The following is a 19,380-nucleotide window of genomic DNA, read 5'->3' on the forward strand; positions in this document are numbered from 1 at the left end:
AATAATCTATGATGGGTTAAATTATTACTGCAAAGAATATGGGAAAAACGCAACCTATCAAAAGGTGATACCCCTCTCTAGTCCTCGGTTTCTAATATGTTATTTTTGAGATATTCCATAATTTCAGACACCTTCAATAAATTATTCACAATTTTATTATTTACAATAAAGCATGGTGTATAATAAATGTTATTCTTCATGCACCAATTATTTATTTGGTTAGATAATTTGTCTATGGAATCTAGATCTACTGGGTTATTTTCCATCCAATCCAAAATGGCAGTTTTACCTTCTTTTTCAGCTTTGAAAAAACTATTTATTAAACTAAGTCTTATTGGTATATCTTCAGTTTTAGTTAAAGATGCTAATAAAAAATCTGATACTTTTACTGAGAATTGATCGTTTTGATTAGGTACAGGTATTAGGTTTAAAGAAATGTATTGCCCCATATATTTTATTAAATCCGTTAATTCTTTATAAGAATTCGCGCATGGCATACATTCAGGATTAAAAACCATAATTATTGAGTTTTTTGCATCAGAACACAGTAATTCCATATTTTGCTTTGGACAGTCTGTTAACTCAGGTCCATTTTCAATTATTGATTTAAGAATGTGTTTATCATTAAATAGTTGATTTAACCTTAAATCTTTTTGTTTAAGCTGATATCTCTTAATTATTAAATTCTTGAAATTAAATAATATAAAAATGATCATAGTAATAATTAATAGTATAATTAGAACTTCCGTAAGATTAATGCTGTTATTTATAAATGAAGTACTAATAAAGAGTGTAAATTCTATTGTTAGTATAAATACCGTGCTTATACAAAGAAGACACCACTGTTTAGAGTAAAGCTGATATGAAATTGAAAATACAATAAAAGGAATTGTTCCTAAGTTTATGGTTTTCACTAATATTAGATACATATTATTAGTACTTCCGATTCCAATAATTAAAAATAGGAGAGAAGTGGAGAAATATAGAATCACTAAATCTGATAATCTAATTCCTAAGAAATTAGAAGTTTTTGATCTAAGTAATTTATTACAATGGAAATCTTTGTGGAGGTTACAAAGTTGTTTGCCAATAAAAGAAGACTCTCCATGAGATTCAAAGAATAAAGAAATACCAATTCCTAGCCCAATTAATTTTATTACAATTAATATAGGGTATATCCAATAAGTTTTATACGTTAATGTAATAACAAATAATAAAAGAGGAATAAATGCTAATAAGATTCTATAAATTGTATTAAATAAAAATGTTTGTTTTTCATCCTTTAAATTATTAAGGTAATCAGGTTCAAAGGCAGTATCTCCGTTACCAAGTATTATTAAATATCCACTCCAAGCCAATTCAAAATCGTTGATAGAAAGTTGGTGAATGTTCCCCTCAGAATCTTCGTATCTAATATTACCACTTGTTTTTTGTAGTATAATCGGTTCTCCATCCTTAAGAAATGCAATAGATGTTTGTGGAATTTCATTCAGTTCTTTCAGTGGTATCTGAACTGTAATATTCTCAAGGAAATAAATATCAAAGACTTTTGAGAATGCATTAATTGTACCAATACTTGAGTTGAGATCAATTGATTCACGTAACTTAGTTTTAGTAAATAATACATTGTGTTTGTTTAGTATTTTTGAACATATATTAAATATCAGTTTATTGGTATGCTCTTTTCTTATTTCCATTTAAGATTATTATTTATGATGATTGTGTTAAATAGAACTAAGCAATGAGGAAATATATTACTGGCATATTCCATATTGCATGTATTATACAGATGTAATTAATATTTTACTAATTTAGCATAAAAATAATATTTTGAATGGCTAATAAATCAAAATTATCAAAAACAGGACTAGCAAATAACATAGAAGAGATTTGTCCAACTCCTAAACTTCTAACTAAAATAGGTTCTGGTTTATTGTTGCTTACTATCTGTGTTATCTTATTATTTTCATATTTTATTAAGTATCCAGATGTCATAATAGTTGAATCTAATATAATTTCAGATACAGCGCCAATTCAAATACTGACTAATACAAGTGGACTATTCTATTATGCTAAAGATATAAATGAAACTTATGTAGATAAAGGTAGCCCTCTTGGGTATGTTGAATCATTGCCAAATATAGATACGATTATTGCACCTGTCGCAGGGATAGTTAATTTCCATAAAACTATCAGTTATCCGCAATATGTTACCTTCGGCGAAGAGTTATTTTATATTATTCCCAAAATCTCAGAATATAGATCTTACGCTTATGTATCTGAAGTAGCCGTGAGTAAAATCAGAATTGATCAAAAGGTTATTATTAAACTCAATGATTATCCTTTTGAAGAGTATGGTACTATTGAAGGAGTTATCGAAAGTATATCAAAACAAGATGTCGATGAAAATTTTTTAGTACAAATAAAGCTTCCAAATGGATTTCAAACAAATAAAAAAAAAGAGCCTAGTTTTGTTTACAACATGTATGGAACGGCAGAAATAATAATAAAGGATATTAGATTGATTGAGCGTTTTCTCAATAATCAATATAATTAAGAACTAGTTCATAATTTATATGCCTAAATTCCCTTTTCAAGCTCAGATAGATACAATGGATTGTGGTCCAGCCTGTATTCGCATGATAGCACAATATTACGGAAAAAATCTATCATTAGAATACTTGCAAAATATTTGTAATCTTGATAGAATAGGAACCTCTATTGATGATCTAAATTTTGCACTCAATCAGATAGGTTTTGAAACTTTATTAGTAGAAATACCTTTCCAAGAATTATGCAATGAAAAGCCCTTGCCAACTATATTATATTGGAGTCAAAAACATTTTGTTGTATTGCACCGAATAACAAATAAAAAGGTTTATATATCTGATCCAGCTATAGGTTTAATTAATTATACTCACGATGAATTCTTAAAATATTGGAATAATAAGAACGATGGTCTTGCTATTTTAATTGAACCTACGGATAAATTCTTTAGCCATGATACAAATCAAAAACCCCATAACATATCATTTAAGCACTTTTTTAACTATCTAATTCCTCATAAAAGGCTATTTCTTCAAATAGCATTTAGTTTAATTGCAGCAAGCCTTATTGGTCTAGTTACACCATTTGTCACACAGTCACTTATTGATATAGGTATTCAGCATAAGAATATAAAATTTATTTATTTAATCTTATTTGCTCAAATAATGATTTTTATAGGTAAATCAAGCGTCGAGATTATACGAAATTGGCTTTTATTACATGTTTCAACAAGAATCAATATTGCCATTATATCAGATTTTCTCGTCAAATTAATGAGTTTACCAATTAGCTTTTTTGACAGTAGAAATCTGGGAGATACTTTACAGCGTATCAGAGATCATGATAGGATTAAAAGACTCTTAACTTCTTCATCTTTAGATAGTATATTTTCCTTAACTAACCTTATTATTTTTGGAATTGTATTACTTTATTATAATAAAGTAATTTTTATTATCTATTCTATAGCTTCAATATTTTATTTAGGTTGGATATTGCAATTTCTAAAGAAAAGAAGAGTTATAGATCATAAGCGCTTTAATGAATCTTCTGCAATGCAAAGTAATGAAATACAGTTAGTGCAAGGGATGCAAGAAATTAAATTAAATCAAGCGGAGCTTCATAAAAAGAATGAATGGGAGAAGATACAGATTAAATTGTTTAAGATAAGTTTAAACAGTTTAAAACTTGAACAATTACAAGAATTTGGAGGGTCTTTTATAAATGAGTCAAAAAATATTTTCATCACATTTTATGCTGCTATGGAAGTAGTGGAAGGACAAATGACAATTGGAATGATGATGGCTACTATGCAAATTATTGGTCAATTAAACGGTCCTCTATTTCAACTTATTGGCTTTATACAGGAGTCTCAGGATGCTAAAATAAGTTTAGATCGTTTAGGTTATATCCATAATAAAAAAGATGAGGACGAAGGGACTTTAGATAATATACCAGATCAATTCTATAATAAGAGTAACATTAGCATCAAAAACCTTAGTTTTAGATATGGTGGAGAACAAAGTACATGGGTTTTAAGAAATATTAGCCTGATAATTCCATCAAATAAAACCACTGCAATTGTAGGGCTTAGTGGTAGTGGCAAAACAACATTACTTAAATTATTACTAAAGTTTTACATTCCACAAGAGGGACAAATATTTATTGGTAAAAATAATTATCGTGATTTGTCTAGTGATGAACTAAGAAAACATGTTGGTGCTGTAATGCAAGAAGGATATATATTCTCAGATAGTATTCTAAAGAATATTACTATTTCGTCAGAAAAGCCAGACTTAGAAAAGTTTAAGAAGGCTTGTGAACTTGCAAATATAAAGGACTTTATCGACAGTTTACCCATGCAAGAGCACACCAAAGTTGGAAACGACGGAATAGGACTTAGTTCTGGACAGAATCAACGATTGATGATTGCCCGAGCTATTTATAAAAATCCAAGTTTTATTTTGTTAGACGAAGCTACCAGCTCTTTGGATGCATCTAATGAAAAGCAAATAACCGATAATATAGAACAATTTTGTAAAAATAAAACGACGGTTGTAATTGCACACAGATTAAGTACTGTAAAATATGCACATAAAATTATAGTTCTTGATAAAGGTAAGATTGTAGAGCAAGGAACACATAGAGAATTGTTAGAATTAAAAGGCAAGTATTACCATTTAGTTAAAAATCAATTGGAAATAGGTTAATAGTCTACGAAACCTTTTATGTACTCAAATAGCTCTGAATACACCCTATAATTGTATCAAATGACTATGAATCATAATCCTTGATGTTTGTAGATTTATTCATTGTTTAATCTTAATAAATTTTATAGCATGAAAGATTCTCTTAAAAAGTTTAAAAAGTATCAAGTAAAAAAACAAAAAGCTAAAGGTGGTACTGGTAGTTTATGGACGTCATGTATGACGAATTGTGTACCAGGAGTAATGCATTCTCAGGGAGTTGATAATTCAACTGCTATTCGTATATGTGCTAGTACATATTGTTAAAAGTGGTACTAGTAGTTTATGGACGTCATGTATGACGAATTGCGTACCAGGACTAGTGTATTATCGGAGAGTTGATAGTTCAACAGCTGTTCGTATATGTGTTAGTACATAAGAATATTTTGGGCAGCATAACTAAAGCTAAAAACTTAACAGGCATTAAAATAAACATACTTAATGCTTTAAGGTGTAAGTGCATCAGGACCAAGATAATATCGAGGTCTTGGTGCTAGTTTATATCTTAAATATAAAACACAATAGTATCCTATACAAAATCACTATTCATGATTTGTAAGTTAAACCTCATTATCGAGTAAATTATACTAATTTATGGCCGATACCTACTCTGAAAATTAGTTTTATGCCTCATGCATTGCAACTTTGTGCTCTTTTATAGCTTCATAGTAGTCAGAAATTCAAAAAAGTATGGTCGTTTATAGGTGACTGCCTATCATGTAATGGGTGAAACTGCTCTTGAAGACTATTATTTTACTCATGTAATACATTAAACTTCTCTAACACTACAGAAAAGGCCTATTGCAGTGGGTAAACCTACTCAGGGACTACTAAAATCAAGGCTTTTGAGAAAATGTCCTTGTCAATTATATAGTAATTGACTCTGTACCTATCGGTTTATACCAAAAAACACATTGTTTTTATTCATAAGTATTACTTCTTGTTCGTACATATTCATCTTTGAATAAACTTGTTAAACTTTTATTCAATATGAAATATCTCTTATTTGCCATATTAGTAATGGCGTCGTTAAATCTTGATGCAAAAATTAAACTACCCGCTTTGGTTTCGTCGCACATGGTGTTGCAGCGCGATACAGTGGTAAGCATTTGGGGATGGGCCGATAAAAATGAAACCATATTATTAGAGGCATCCTGGCTTAATCATCCACTAAAAGTGAAAAGTGATAAAAATGGGAAGTGGAGTATTCCTGTTAGCACGAACCAAAGCTTAGAAGCCCAGACTATTGTAATTAAAGATTTTGAATCTGAAGTGGTGTTGAACGATATTCTGTTTGGAGAAGTATGGTTATGCTCAGGTCAATCTAATATGAATTTCTCATTACTAGGTAATCCAGGTCAACCTGTTGTGGGAAATATTGATGCCATTGTGCATTCGAAGAATGATCAGCTTCGGTTATTTACGGTTAATAAAAACCCATCAACAGAACCTTTGGAACAATTAAGTGCGGATAATGGATCGTGGCAACTGGCAAATCCGTCCACAGTCCCTAATTTTAGCGCGGTGGGTTATTTCTTTGCCAGTCAGTTGCAGCAAATTTTAGAGGTGCCAGTGGGTATCATCCACACATCGTGGGGAGCAAGTAGTGTGCAAGCTTGGGTGAGTGCCGATGCGCTTGCCCCTTTAGAAAATATAAACACTGAAAATATTACTGAAGAGCCCAATAAAACACAAACGGCTTTGTTTAACGGTATGATTAATCCACTTGTGCCTTATACCATAAAAGGTGCCTTATGGTATCAAGGAGAATCTAACCGATCAGAGCCCGATAAATATACACAGCTATTGCCTGCTATGGTTAAGGATTGGAGAGACAGGTGGGATGCTAATTTTGCTTTTTACTACGTGCAAATAGCACCGTTTTCTAAATCAAATGATTATACCAAACCTAAAAATGCCGCTTTTCTTCGCGAAGCTCAAACGAAATGCATCGATTTAATACCCAATTCATTTATGGCTACAACTATGGATATAGGGGATAAGTACTCTATTCATCCTCCACAGAAAAAAGAAGTGGCCGACCGCCTATTGTACATTGCATTAAACAAAAGCTATAAGTATACTTCCGTTGATTTTTCGGGGCCTATATACGACTCAATGGAAGTAACAGACGAAGGAATAGTATTAAGCTTTAAGTATGCCGAGAATGGTTTATATGGCACACAAAACGTACGTACCTTATCTGGCTTTGATATAGCAGGGGAGGATCAGGTTTTTTATAGTGCAGAAGCTAAAATAATTGACAGGCGTAAGGTGCTTGTTTATAGCAATAAGGTGCCTAATCCCAAGGCGGTAAGGTATGGTTGGCAATGTTATACTGAGGCATCATTATTTGATACAAGTTATTTGCCAGCTCCTTCTTTTAGAACCGATAAGTGGGATGACGCCATTAAAAAGGAGTAGGCTTATCTTTAATATAAAACTAATAAAGGCTGCTAATCATCAACATTAGCAGCCTTTATAGTATCATATTGTGAGAATATCTCTATTTTTTCTTCTTCACTATCTTTTTCGGGAACTTGTACATAATTTTTCCAACGCTGTATTTAATCTGTTCCTCTCGTCTGTTCGACTTTGGTTCTATGGTGCCGCTAGCAACACTTTCCCAGATGATCTCTTTTTTCTTGGCATCATAAACCGATACAATTAAAGTACCTTCGGTGTATTCAACAACTTGTATATCGCCGTAAGGGTAAGCGCCACCCCAACCATAACCGGGGCCGTAACCATAATAGCCACCATAACCATATCTGTAATATCCACGGTAGGCATGTGGGTAAGTGGCTGTTTGAGAGTAGTTCGATTTTTTTTCAGTTACAATAAAAAGAGAGACAATTAGATCGCTGCTTGTATCATCAATAAAAGTAATATCTCTTTTGGTGAACTCTTCATGGAAGGCAGTTTCAATATACTTCTTCTCCATATCGGTCAACAAGTCATCACTATTGTTTTTCCAACCAAAATAGCGGGCAGTAGAGTACTGATCAAAATTAGTTTCTTTATCGTAGTTAGTAACTACTTTAATACCACTACACGATGCTAATAGCGATGCTATTAATGCAATAAATAATGTTTGTTTAACCGTCATAAGTTTAAAATTTAGTGTTGGTGTCCGCAGCTACCATGGCTGCAACTTTCTTCAATTTCATTTAAAGCAGCAGTCATTATTTTATCAACAGATATCTTTCCTTTAAACACCTTTGTTTTTACACCATACTTATTGATTACCATAGTAATAACTTTTTCTCTAAGAGGATTTACTTTCATAGAGAGTAATAAATCGTGTTCAGCGGTATCTTCAAAGTCAATATTAACAACGTCAGCTTTTCCTTTCATTTTTGTAATTGCTTTTTGGCAATTTTCCAGAACTTCTGCTTTTACATCATCAGTTCTGCTACCCATAACAATTAAAATGGCCTTATGGTTTGTTGAAATAGTATAAATCTCGTCTAATTTTGGTGAAGGTATTAATTTAACCAATTTATCAGTACTTGCAGCATGAGCAGGAATTCGTCCGGAATAATTTCCTTTGGGAGATAGTGCTATTATTAAGGGTAGTGATTCATCGTTAAGTTGCCATTTTTGTACAAAGTCTGCATTTTTAGGCGAGCTCTTATCCAATTCAAATACATTTACGTTACCAATTTCACTTTTTGCCTCCTCAATTACAGCATAGGCCTGTTTTAAGGATTTGTTGTTTGTTGATTTGTTTGTAACTATTACAAATACAGGTGTTTGGTTTTTTATAGATTTCTCTAAAGCTAACTTTAAACTTCTATTATCAGCATTAACATTTAATTGTGCTATTGCGCATAGCGTTAGTGCTAAAATTATTTTTATTGAATTCATGTGTGTAATTTTTGTTCAAATGTTAAGTTAAATATTACCTCAAAGTAATTTTTACAAGTGTTGCTAATTTATAGTAGAAACAACAACCACAAAGGTATTGTAATTAACGAAACAATGTGCGAGGTTAGTATTGTGCCGCTAATTAAATGCTGATCGCCACCATAAAGCTCGCCCAACACCAAACTACTAACCGCACTTGGCATAACTGCAACAATGAGCATTACATTTTGATAAGGATGACTCGGAAATACTCCTTTTATAAATAATACACCTACCATGGGAATAATAATTAAACGAAATAAAGTAACGCCCCATATTTCAATAGGAGCAAGGTCTTTAAATTTAATGGTTCCCATTCTTCCTCCAACCATTAGTAAGGAAACAGGTATTGCAGCCTGACCTATTTGTGCAATGGTACTTTGTGTATATTGGAGCAGGGCATTATTTTCAACTATTGCAGCTGTGTTAGTTTTAAAAAGATGAAATAGACTTAGAATTCCGAGTGAAAAATAAATGCTCAAGAGGGGAGGAGAAAGTAGGTTCTTTAGGTTTTTTATATTGAATCCTTTTTGTGGGTTTATAATTGCCATTCCAATGGTCCACACTGTTAACTCAGCCCCAAGTGTTGATAATATTAACGCAGCCATATGTTGCTCATCATATAATTTTGCAATAATGGCTAGTGGAAGAAATGAGTAATTGTTTACGGTGAGTTGTAATAGAATGCTTCGCCTTCTAACTGGGTCTTTATGTTTAAAGAAGCCATTATAGGCGAGCCCAATTATGTAACCGATTAAACAAAATAAGAATACAGCAAAAGGGAGTTGCCATAAATTCAGTATCTCTTGTATACTATAGCTCTTTGTGATTGAACTAAATATCAAAGCAGGATAAAATACTTTGATGATTATGTTGCTCAGATTTTTTAGTGTGCTTTCTGGAATAACATTCTTTTTTATAAGAATATAGCCCGGTATCATCATTAAAAAAACGGTAAAAACATTAAAGAATAAGGTTGTGAACATGATTTATTAGCTTTTTGTAAAAGTACACTTTTGCCATTAATATGGCATAAATATTGATTACTCACTGAACTTGATATAAATTAGCTATAGATAACTTATCTTAATTAGATATATATCAATACTAAATTAAACACAGCTAACTAATAAATATTTTATGCGAACTACTTATTTTGTTCTATTTCTGCTAGTATGTTTCACTAATCATGCCCTTTTAGCACAGGAAAATGAAGAGATGAAAGAGCCTATTTCTAAAACAACATCTCGAAACATTACCAATTACGATTTTATTTCCAAAGGAACTTGGATGACTGGGGGGCAGTTTTCTTTTGCAACAAATAATTATGATGATTATAAGTTGCTAATTATTGAGGATTGGCAAGGTTCGAGCTATAACTTTAAGGTTACTCCATATGTAATGTATGCATTTAAAGATAATACAGGAGTGGGACTTAAATTCTCTTATGCTCGGTCTGAAACAGATTTACAAAGCTTAACCATTGGTATCGATGATGACATTGCCATTGATATTAAGGATAGCTACGATATATCACACATGTTTTATACCACTGTTTTTTTAAGAAATTATCTGGGACTAGAGAAAAATAAACGTTTTGGTTTGTATGTAGATACAGAACTATCTTATGGTTATGGACAAGGCAAAGCTACTAGTGGTTCTGGTGAAGATATTTCGGGTACTTATAAAACTATACATGAGTTTAATGTTGGAGTTACACCTGGTCTTACGGCTTTTATAAACGATAACTTCTCAGTGGAGTTATTTATAAATTTGGTAGGGTTGAGTGTAAAAAATGTGCAACAAGTAACCGATCAGGTTGATTATGGAAGCTATACCAAAGCAAAAGCCGACTTTAAAATCAATATACTAAGTGTTGGTTTTGCCACTTCAATTTATTTTTAAGACAGCATCTTACTCATTTTTAATAATTGATAACTATGAATAATATATATATAAAGCAGTTTACAGCTTTTGTTTTGTTTCTCTTACTAAGCTATTCTTGTATAGAGAATGATATCCCTTACCGAAAAGTTTTTGGTGGATTTACCAGTTTCACGGTCGAAGGCCAAATAGGAGAAAGTATTATAGATAACGATATTCAGCGAATTGATATACTCGTGGGAGAAGAAGTAAATTTAACAGATGTTGAGGTGCTTAGTTATTCCCTCACTGAAAACACAACAGTTTCTCCCGACCCAAAAGAGGTAAAGAATTATAGAGATTCTGTTTTATTTACTGTGAAAACTTATCAGGATTATGATTGGACAGTTTCCATTAGTCAAAACATAGCCTATGATTTTGCTGTAGAAGGACAAGTAGGATCTACAGAAATTAATGAGCTTGCAAAAACAATGAAAGCTTTTGTGCCTATAGGATATGGTTTAAATGCGATTACTATTTTAAATCTTAAGCTTGGCCCGGATGGTAGAACCGATATTACTCCAAGTGTTGATGGGGAACATAATTTTACGTCACCAATTGCTTTTGTATCATCTTACGATGATGTTACAGAGGAGTGGACACTAAGTGTTGAGGAGCGTAATTGCGAAGCAGGAAAAGATGATGCGGAGATAGAAAGTCTAGTATTTGAAGATATGCTTTCAGCTACCCATACGGTAACTGGTTTTACAGGAACGGATAATAATTATGCATATATTGATGTTAATTTCCCAGAAGGAACGGATTTAAGTAATGTAATTATTTCTGATTTTACGTATTCAGATGAGGCTGTTTATTCAGGAGATTGGCAAGTAGGTAATGCCATTGATTTGAGTAATAACCATACTCTAAACCTAGAGTCACCATCGTGCTTAGTTAAAAATTGGGTGATCAGAGCACATATAGCAGAGCAGATGCCAAATACTAATTTCGGAGATTGGCATGAAAATGAAGTGTTCAATCCATGGTTAAACCAAAGTGATAATTTTGGTTATTGGGGAACACCCAATGTAGTAGTATTAGGTGTTAAAACACAAACTACCACCCCAGTGGATGGAGGGGAAAGAGGCGGCATATATGCTCGTTTAGAGACAAAAGCAACGGGTTCACCACTTTCTTCTTTTCCTCAAATTGCCGCAGGTACCATTTTTACCGGACAATTTGAACTAGCAGGTACCTCTGTAAGCACAAGTCCTAATAGTGTGAATTTTGGAGAGAGACTTAATAATCGCCCAATTGCACTTAAAGTAAATTGTGGATATATTCCAAGCGTTATTAATTATATCGATAATAAAGTAACTTCTGAAGGTGAAATTGATAAAGCCCATATTTGGGTAAAGCTCATGTACCTAGAAGGAGATATTGATTATGATAATGGAATTGACCACGAATCTTTCCAAGGACGTAAACCGCAAGCTTTACATTTACCCAAAAACGCAATAATTCTAGGTGAGGCCGAAAAAATACTGGAAGGAGAGATATCTTCTCAAGAATTTAGACTGCCAATAGAGTACGATATACAGCATGTAGCTTATACACCTACTCATATTGCCATAGTGGCCACAGCAAGTATCGAGGGCGAATCATTCACCGGAGGTGTTGGTTCAATTCTTGAAATTGATTATTTTGAATTAGAATATTAATCAACTACAAAACAACTCTAAATGCGCAGTATCTTTTTTATAATCACTCTCGCTCTTGTTAGTGTGGCAAACAGCCAAGTAAAGCGCGACTTTGTAAACGATGGACAAATAAAATACAGCAACATGGATAGTTGGTGGTCTCGCATTGTTTCTGAGTCTTTTTTAATTGGTGGGGCCGATGTACATTACTTTGAACCTGGTCCCAACGATCCCAAATATCAGAAATTAGAAAATACAATTGACGATTATACGCCTTGGTCAACATCAAATGTACGTGCCGAAGTAGGAGTTGCCGCAGCCAATCAATCTGTTTTTCAAGAGAAACGTGGCGACGGTTATTGTGTTCGTATGGAAACGAACCTAAAAAAGGTGGTTGTACTAGGAGTGGTTAATGTAAAAGCAATAGCATCGGGTAGTATGTTTTTAGGCGATATGGTAGATCCCATTACCGAAACTAAAAACCCGAGGCAGAATACCCTTATGGGAATTCCGTTTACAGAAAAACCAAAGGCCTTAAATTTCGATTATAAGGTTAATGTAGGTAAGGATCGTTTAAAAGCTACTGGTGGATTTAAGGTTGAGAAAGTTAAAGGACCGGATGAGGCTGAGGCATATGTTCTGCTCCAAAATAGAACAGAAGATAGTGAGGGAAATCTTATCGTAAAGCGAGTTGGAACAGCTTGGAAAAAGTTTAAGGACAGCTCTAACGGTTGGGTTAATAATTTTTCAATGCCCATTGCTTACGGCGATATCAGCAAACAAGCAAACTACAAATCTTATATGGGACTAATATCGAGTAAAGACCCATATTATGCACTTAATAGCAAAGGAGAGAAAAAGAAATATACCGAAACAGCTTGGGCCAATGTCGATGACGAGGTTACGCACATCATTATTCTATTTTCAGCTAGCTACGATGGCGGTTCCTTTATTGGTTCGCCCGATAGTAAGTTATGGATTGACAATATTAAATTAGAATATGCTGAACAAGAGTAGGACTTCAAATTACAAATGGTTCATATTAAAAAGTGGTATAGCTTTTGCTATGCACTAGGCATAATAACATAATCCTATTTAATACAATTAATATGTTTAAACTCGATTTTAATAAACTGCCTGTTACTCCTTTATTTGGCAGTAGGTATAGCAACTTTAAAACGGTTTGTAAAAATAAAACGGTTGATAAAGGCTACAACCTTAAATATAATTTAAGTAAAGGGATTTCTGCCTTAATGAGCCTTACTGCTCCCCTAGAGAATGCTGTTTACAATAAAAAAGTAAAGAATATTGAGTTAAAGCAAGATCCCGTATTTATTCTAGGACATTGGCGTAGCGGAACTACTTTTGTACACAATGTGTTATCGCAGGATCAGAACTTTGGATATAATACAACCTACCAAACCATATTTTCTAACCAAATGCTTTGGGGGCAAAAGTTCTTTAAGTACATAATGGGTAATATTATGCCCGATAAAAGGCCTACTGATAACCTTGAGCTGATGCCTGATCAGCCTCAAGAAGAGGAATTTACTTTTAGTAATGTGATGCCAGTAAGCTTCTATAATTTTTGGTTTTTCCCAAAGCAAACCATGGAGTATTGTGAGAAGTATCTTTTATTTAACGACATCAGCGAAAGCGAAAAAGCTATTTTTAAAGAAGAGTTTACGCGCTTAATAAAAACATCTTTATACAATACAGGTGGAAAACGATTCTTGTCTAAGAATCCTCCGCATACAGCGCGAGTTAAAGATTTACTTGAGATATTTCCGAATGCAAAGTTTATTTACTTAGTTCGCAATCCGTATACGGTTTTTGAGTCAACACGAGATTTCTTTAGTAATGTAATTAAACCCTTAAAGCTTCAAGAATTTTCTGATGACGAGCTTGAGCGTAATATATTACAGGTATACACAAAAATGTACGATGCTTACGAAACGGATAAAAAGCTTATCCCAAAGGGAAATCTTTATGAGATGCGATTCGAAGATTTTGAACAAGCACCATTTGATATTACCAAGCAAATATATGAAGAACTGAATATTGAGGGCTTTGAAAAAGCGGCTTCAGGTATTGAGAAGTATATAGGTAAGAAAAAAGGACATAAGAAAAAGGCTTATAAATATAATCCTGATACCATCAGTAAAGTAAATAATAATTGGCGCTATGCGCTTGATCAATGGGATTACGACCTAATTCAATAATTTAAATCTAATTCATTTGTCATGGATAAAAATATAGTATTTCATCAACATAAAATTGCGCGTGCCGATAGGCATAAAATGAATAATCACGGATCTAAAGTAATTTGGTTAACCGGATTAAGTGGTTCTGGAAAATCAACCTTAGCTAGTGATGTAGAGCAGAATCTTTGGAAGCAAGGCATCAGAACTTACGTGCTCGATGGCGATAATGTACGCTCGGGTTTAAATTCTGATCTTGATTTTACCGATGCAGGTAGAGAAGAAAACATCAGACGTATTGGCGAAGTAGCCGCACTTTTAAATGATGCGGGTATGGTTGTTATTACGGCATTTATCTCTCCTTTTAAAGCAGATAGAGAAAAAGCCAAAGCCATCATTGGAGACGATAATTTTGTTGAAGTATTTATTGATACGCCTCTTGAAGTCTGTGAAACTCGCGATCCAAAAGGATTATACGAAAAGGCAAGAGCAGGTGAAATAAAGAACTTTACAGGAATAGATTCTGCTTTCGAAGCTCCCGATGCTGCAGATATTGTTATCCAAAACCATTTAAATACACAAGCAGAATCGTGTCAACAGGTTATTGATTACGTATTACCACGATTAAAAGTGTAAATAGCTAATAAGAATTCTTTTCAAGAATAATTTTTATATCCTCAGGCTTAAGGTAGATTTCTTCCTTAAGCCTTTTGTATTTATAGTTGGCATTGGAATGGTTCAAGGTATAGTCCGACCAATCGTATAATTGCCAACCAAGGCCGCGTTCAATGGTATTAGTATCCATTTCTTTCTCAAATGCAGCTTTCTTTTTTTTCGAAGTGTAAGCAAATAAACGACCAAGTACGCCAAAGAAACTTCGTTCACTATAATCTACAAAGTGGCAGAACTCATGGCCAAAAACACCAACCTGTGCATTGAAAGAAATATTAGCAGTATGTATTGTGCTATCTCTTTCACCATTATTAATTCTTACCACGTAAGTCCTTTTTCTTCTATTCTTAAAAATTAAGCTCCACACATTGGGTTGAGCATTCATTGTAGTTTTTAGTCTTTTTTCTTTAAACTTTAGTTTAGATTCTTCTAACTCAGGAAAATAAAGTAGCGTTGTATAAATAGCCTTTTTATAAGGTTCAGAAATAGGTTCACATACCTTGAAGTTCCGTTTTACTGAGTCAGCTTCCGTTTTAGCTATTGGTTTTATAATACGTATTTGTTCTTGGGCATATATATAGCCCATATTAAATATAAATAGGTATAACAGTAATTGTCTCATATGGCCATAGTAGTTAGAAACTTTTATAAAAGTAAGATGAATTCTTCACATTTATATGTTAATGCTGATGTATTCCTTAAATCATAAATACTTAAATGAATCTCTAAGTACAACATTGGTACCCCCTAAAACATCATTCATTGATAAAAAGCACAAATTTGAAAAATAACAAGTAAGCGTAAGTCTGAAAAGACAGGATATTTTTTTTATGCCAAAATTTAAACTTATTATATAATGAAATCAATAATTCTAGCAATAGTCTTTTGCCTAATAGGGGGTGCCTCTTTTGCGAAAAAAACTTATAAAGGTACAAAGCCCAATATTGTATACATCCTTGTGGATGATCTTGGATATGGCGATGTAGGCTTTAATGGATCTACATTTTACGAGACACCAAACATTGATAAGTTGGCCAGCGAAGGTCTGGTACTCGATTATTCCTATATGTACCCAACTTGTTCTCCATCTCGTGTGGCTCTATTTACAGGTAAAAATTCTTATAGAACTGGTGTTTACACAGTGCCTGTACTTGAAAAAGGAACTGATGAAGAAAATATTTTTTCAAGATGGACAGTTACAAGTGAAGATACTGGTTACTCAGAACCACTAGCCGAAGAAGGTTATAAAATGGTACACATTGGTAAATGGCACTTAGTTGGGCCTGATCCAATAGTAGAACAAAATATGGATTGGCCTATCAAAGAAAAGTTAACTCAACCTGATCCGGGTGATTATAGTTGGGTTGATATGCACAAGTCAGATGCTGTAAAACCATATTATCCTGAGGGTAGGGGATATATTAAAAACGTTGGCGGTACTTATCGCGGCGATCCAGCTCTTGAGCCAGGAGGTTATAAAAGTGAAACAGGCGGGTATTTTGCACCTTTTAGTAATCCATTTCTAGGACAAAAGCCAACGGATGAATGGTTAACCGATCGTTTAACAGATGAAGCTATCGACTTTATTGAAGAGTATAAAGATGAGCCTTTCTTCATCGACCTTCATTATTATACCGTTCATAATCCTTTACGCTCGCGTAGTCAGGAGTTGTTTGATAAATATATGGCAAAAGCCGGAGATCCTATTACAGGCCAAGGAATGGAGAAGGGTAAAAAACGCGAGCAGATTGCACGATACGGAACCATGATAGAATCTTTAGATGATAATGTAGGTCGTTTGGTTGAGTATCTTGATAAAAATAACCTTCGCGAAAATACGATTATCATATTTACATCAGATAATGGTCAAAACGGTAAAGTAAATAATCTGCTTCGAGGTACCAAAGGTTATATTTACGAAGGCGGAATCCGAGTTCCAACCTTGGTTAACTGGCCAGGTAAGGTTGATGTTGGTCGCTCTTCCACACCTGTAATGGTTATGGATTATTTCCCAACATTTATGGATTTAGCCGGAATCAACTACAAAGGGACTTTGGATGGGAAATCTATCACACCTTTATTTAATGGCGATGATTCAAAATTAAACAACCGACCATTATTCTGGCACATTGCAAGTCAGTATAAACATGGTGCATGTTCCGTAATCCAGAAAGATCATATAAAACTAATTCAATGGTTAGCCACAGGAGAAATGGAAATGTACGATTTATTAAATGATCCTACAGAATCTAATAATCTAGTATCAGCAAAACCAGAACAGGCCGAACAAATGAGAAAGGAATTAGCCAAATGGCGAAAAAGTAATCAAGTTCCGCTTCCGCCAAATGCAGCAATGCCTTTCTAAATTATATTACCTAAAGCATCATTTCTTGTAAATGGTGCTTTTTTAGTTTTAGAATCTACAGATACATATTACATATATATAGGTACTCTGTAATTATTTATAATATTCATTTTTGAATTATTGATATGCTCTTCTAAGGATTAGCAAACAACTTATTTAAATATATAAATAATGAAAAAACATTTCTTAGCTCATATAATACCGTTCTTATCGGTATTATTTATTGGAGTTTCTTGTACCCAACCCAAAAAAGAACAACCAAAGCCAAATATTCTTTGGATAACCATTGAAGATTGGTGTCCCGATTTGTCATGTTATGGTACACCCGGCATACAAACTCCATTTGTTGATGAATTGGCTAGTCAAGGAATGCGTTTCGAAAATGCTTTTACCACTGGTGCAGTTTGTTCAGCATCACGTACAGCTATGATGACAGGTTTTCATCAAAACTATGTGGGCGGAAACCAACATCGTACCCACGATAAAAAACCTTTACCATACGGGATAAAACCAATTCCAAAGATATTTGAGGAGGCAGGGTACTATACTTCTTTAATGAGTTGGAAAACCGATTGTAATTTTGTGCCCAACAAAAAGGAAGAATTGTTTATGGATTGTACCGACTGGACTAAAGATGGTAAACTAGGATGGAGAAACTGTCCTAAAGATAAGCCATTCTTCGCTAGAGTAACATTTGGTGGCACCCACCGTTCATGGAATCGCGATCCGCAACGACCAATCGATATTAAAGATGTTGAGCTTCCTCCATATTATGCAGATACCGATTTCAACCGTCGCGACTGGGCCAATGGACTAGAACAAATGCAAATTGTCGATCGCCAAGTAGGGGAGTTGCTTCAAAAACTGGAAGAGGACGGCTTAGCCGATAATACAATCGTTTTTTTCATAGGAGATCACGGCCGATGTCATATTCGCGGTAAACAATTCCTATACGATGGTGGTATTAGCATCCCAATGATTATGCGTTGGCCTAACAAAGTAAAAGGAGGTCAAGTCAGCTCAGATATGGTAATGGCTATTGATATTTGCCAAACCATCCTCGATGCTTCAGGTATTGAGGCTCCAGTTCCTCTGCATGGTAAAAATCTATTAGGTGAGGAAGTAAAAAATAGGAAGTACATATTTGCAGCTCGCGATAAAATGGACGAAACCCACGATGCCATGCGTGCCATCCGTTCAAAAGATTATAAATTAATTTTAAATCTGATGCCCGAGCGCCCTTACTTACAATACAACAACTACAAAGAAGGTGCTTATCCAATGTTGGCCGAAATGAATATCATGTATCAAAAAGGTGAGCTAACTCCGGCACAGGCCCAGTTCTTTGCTGCTAAAAAACCAACAATTGAATTATTCGATTTAAATAAAGATCCGCATGAAATAAATAATGTGGCCTCTGATCCTGCTTATGCAGCCATTAAAGCAGAATTGTTAAATGAGCTCAAAAATTGGCGTACCAACGTAATTAAGGATAAAGAAATTACCGATGAGTTTTTAGCAAATACAGTGTTTCCTCAAAAGTGTCCAACACCAACGGTCGACGAGTGGGTTTCCAAAAACAAATCTAATTACGACTTTAATGTAGTGGGATGGCCGGCATGGTATCCAACCCGCACGCTTCAAGAATGGGAAATAGCCAGAGAGAAATGGGAGCCATATGTATTTCGTGATCCTAATAGTGACATAGAGCGCCCTTATATTACAATCCCTAAAAAGAAGAAGAAAAAGAAGCACTAACAGAATCCCTTTAATATTGTCTATTATATATGGCGCCTCTCAATTAAGTAGAGGTGCCATTTTTGTTTTTGGGCGTTCCCCCGCTAAGTCCTAATGTATATCTCACGAGGTAATAGTAAGCG

At 33.9% G+C, this 19,380-nt stretch carries 16 protein-coding genes; 11 read left to right on the top strand and 5 right to left on the bottom strand.

The genetic code is table 11. From position 1 onward, the window contains the following. Positions 1 to 77: 77 nt before the first annotated feature. Entirely contained in the window at positions 78 to 1,697 is a 1,620-nt protein-coding gene (locus tag A8B35_RS20705; RefSeq protein WP_075603887.1) for a vitamin K epoxide reductase family protein, read from the bottom strand. A gap of 137 nt (positions 1,698 to 1,834) precedes the next feature. On the opposite strand from A8B35_RS20705, the gene A8B35_RS20710 reads away from it, so the two are divergent. From A8B35_RS20710 to A8B35_RS20720, 4 genes are all read left to right on the top strand, one after another. Beyond that, entirely contained in the window at positions 1,835 to 2,557 is a 723-nt protein-coding gene (locus A8B35_RS20710) for an HlyD family secretion protein (protein ID WP_075603888.1), read from the top strand. 19 nt (positions 2,558 to 2,576) lie between these two features. Then, the gene (locus tag A8B35_RS20715; RefSeq protein ID WP_075603889.1) at positions 2,577 to 4,754 is read left to right on the top strand and encodes a peptidase domain-containing ABC transporter; all 2,178 of its coding nucleotides are present in this window, start codon (positions 2,577 to 2,579) and stop codon (positions 4,752 to 4,754) included. Positions 4,755 to 4,883: 129 nt separating this feature from the next. Further along, entirely contained in the window at positions 4,884 to 5,057 is a 174-nt protein-coding gene (locus A8B35_RS23430) for a hypothetical protein (protein WP_171973245.1), read from the top strand. 723 nt (positions 5,058 to 5,780) lie between these two features. Next, on the top strand, positions 5,781 to 7,214 hold the full coding sequence (locus A8B35_RS20720) for a sialate O-acetylesterase (RefSeq protein WP_075603890.1): 1,434 nt from the start codon (positions 5,781 to 5,783) through the stop codon (positions 7,212 to 7,214). 82 nt (positions 7,215 to 7,296) lie between these two features. Here the strand turns inward: A8B35_RS20720 and A8B35_RS20725 are convergent, their stop codons facing one another. The 3 genes from A8B35_RS20725 to A8B35_RS20735 form a co-directional block, all read right to left on the bottom strand. Then, positions 7,297 to 7,899 carry a DUF4136 domain-containing protein gene (locus A8B35_RS20725; RefSeq protein ID WP_075603891.1) on the bottom strand — a complete coding sequence of 201 codons (603 nt, stop codon included), beginning with the start codon at positions 7,897 to 7,899 and terminating at the stop codon, positions 7,297 to 7,299. Between the two features lie 11 nt (positions 7,900 to 7,910). Further along, complete coding sequence (locus tag A8B35_RS20730) at positions 7,911 to 8,660, bottom strand: hypothetical protein (RefSeq protein WP_075603892.1); 750 nt, start codon at positions 8,658 to 8,660, stop codon at positions 7,911 to 7,913. A gap of 68 nt (positions 8,661 to 8,728) precedes the next feature. Beyond that, positions 8,729 to 9,685 (bottom strand): AEC family transporter, encoded by a 957-nt coding sequence (locus A8B35_RS20735; RefSeq protein WP_075603893.1) that lies wholly within the window; start codon positions 9,683 to 9,685, stop codon positions 8,729 to 8,731. A gap of 154 nt (positions 9,686 to 9,839) precedes the next feature. Between A8B35_RS20735 and A8B35_RS20740 the strand changes: the two genes are divergently transcribed. The 5 genes from A8B35_RS20740 to cysC all read left to right on the top strand — a co-directional run bounded on the left by A8B35_RS20740 (position 9,840) and on the right by cysC (position 15,099). Further along, positions 9,840 to 10,604 carry a hypothetical protein gene (locus tag A8B35_RS20740; RefSeq protein ID WP_083634619.1) on the top strand — a complete coding sequence of 255 codons (765 nt, stop codon included), beginning with the start codon at positions 9,840 to 9,842 and terminating at the stop codon, positions 10,602 to 10,604. A gap of 35 nt (positions 10,605 to 10,639) precedes the next feature. Then, positions 10,640 to 12,283 (top strand): PCMD domain-containing protein, encoded by a 1,644-nt coding sequence (locus A8B35_RS20745; RefSeq protein ID WP_075603894.1) that lies wholly within the window; start codon positions 10,640 to 10,642, stop codon positions 12,281 to 12,283. A 21-nt stretch (positions 12,284 to 12,304) separates the two neighbouring features. Beyond that, the gene (locus A8B35_RS20750; RefSeq protein WP_075603895.1) at positions 12,305 to 13,279 is read left to right on the top strand and encodes a PCMD domain-containing protein; all 975 of its coding nucleotides are present in this window, start codon (positions 12,305 to 12,307) and stop codon (positions 13,277 to 13,279) included. Positions 13,280 to 13,371: 92 nt separating this feature from the next. Then, positions 13,372 to 14,484, top strand: a complete 1,113-nt coding sequence (locus tag A8B35_RS20755; RefSeq protein WP_075603896.1) for a sulfotransferase family protein — start codon at positions 13,372 to 13,374, stop codon at positions 14,482 to 14,484. Positions 14,485 to 14,505: 21 nt separating this feature from the next. Then, positions 14,506 to 15,099, top strand: coding sequence for an adenylyl-sulfate kinase (cysC, locus tag A8B35_RS20760; protein WP_075603897.1), 594 nt, complete (start codon positions 14,506 to 14,508; stop codon positions 15,097 to 15,099). A gap of 4 nt (positions 15,100 to 15,103) precedes the next feature. Here cysC and A8B35_RS20765 read toward each other — a convergent pair whose 3' ends face one another. Beyond that, a complete protein-coding gene (locus tag A8B35_RS20765) occupies positions 15,104 to 15,757 on the bottom strand; it encodes a hypothetical protein (RefSeq protein ID WP_075603898.1) in 654 nt (217 codons plus the stop codon). Between the two features lie 234 nt (positions 15,758 to 15,991). Here A8B35_RS20765 and A8B35_RS20770 point away from each other — a divergent pair, with 234 nt between their 5' ends. Together A8B35_RS20770 and A8B35_RS20775 are read left to right on the top strand one after the other, a co-directional pair. Further along, the gene (locus A8B35_RS20770) at positions 15,992 to 17,500 is read left to right on the top strand and encodes a sulfatase (protein WP_075603899.1); all 1,509 of its coding nucleotides are present in this window, start codon (positions 15,992 to 15,994) and stop codon (positions 17,498 to 17,500) included. 171 nt (positions 17,501 to 17,671) lie between these two features. Continuing rightward, positions 17,672 to 19,258 carry a sulfatase family protein gene (locus A8B35_RS20775; RefSeq protein WP_075603900.1) on the top strand — a complete coding sequence of 529 codons (1,587 nt, stop codon included), beginning with the start codon at positions 17,672 to 17,674 and terminating at the stop codon, positions 19,256 to 19,258. Positions 19,259 to 19,380: the final 122 nt, after the last annotated feature.

This window comes from Saccharicrinis aurantiacus, assembly GCF_001660705.2.
GTDB classification, from domain to species: domain Bacteria; phylum Bacteroidota; class Bacteroidia; order Bacteroidales; family Marinilabiliaceae; genus Saccharicrinis; species Saccharicrinis aurantiacus.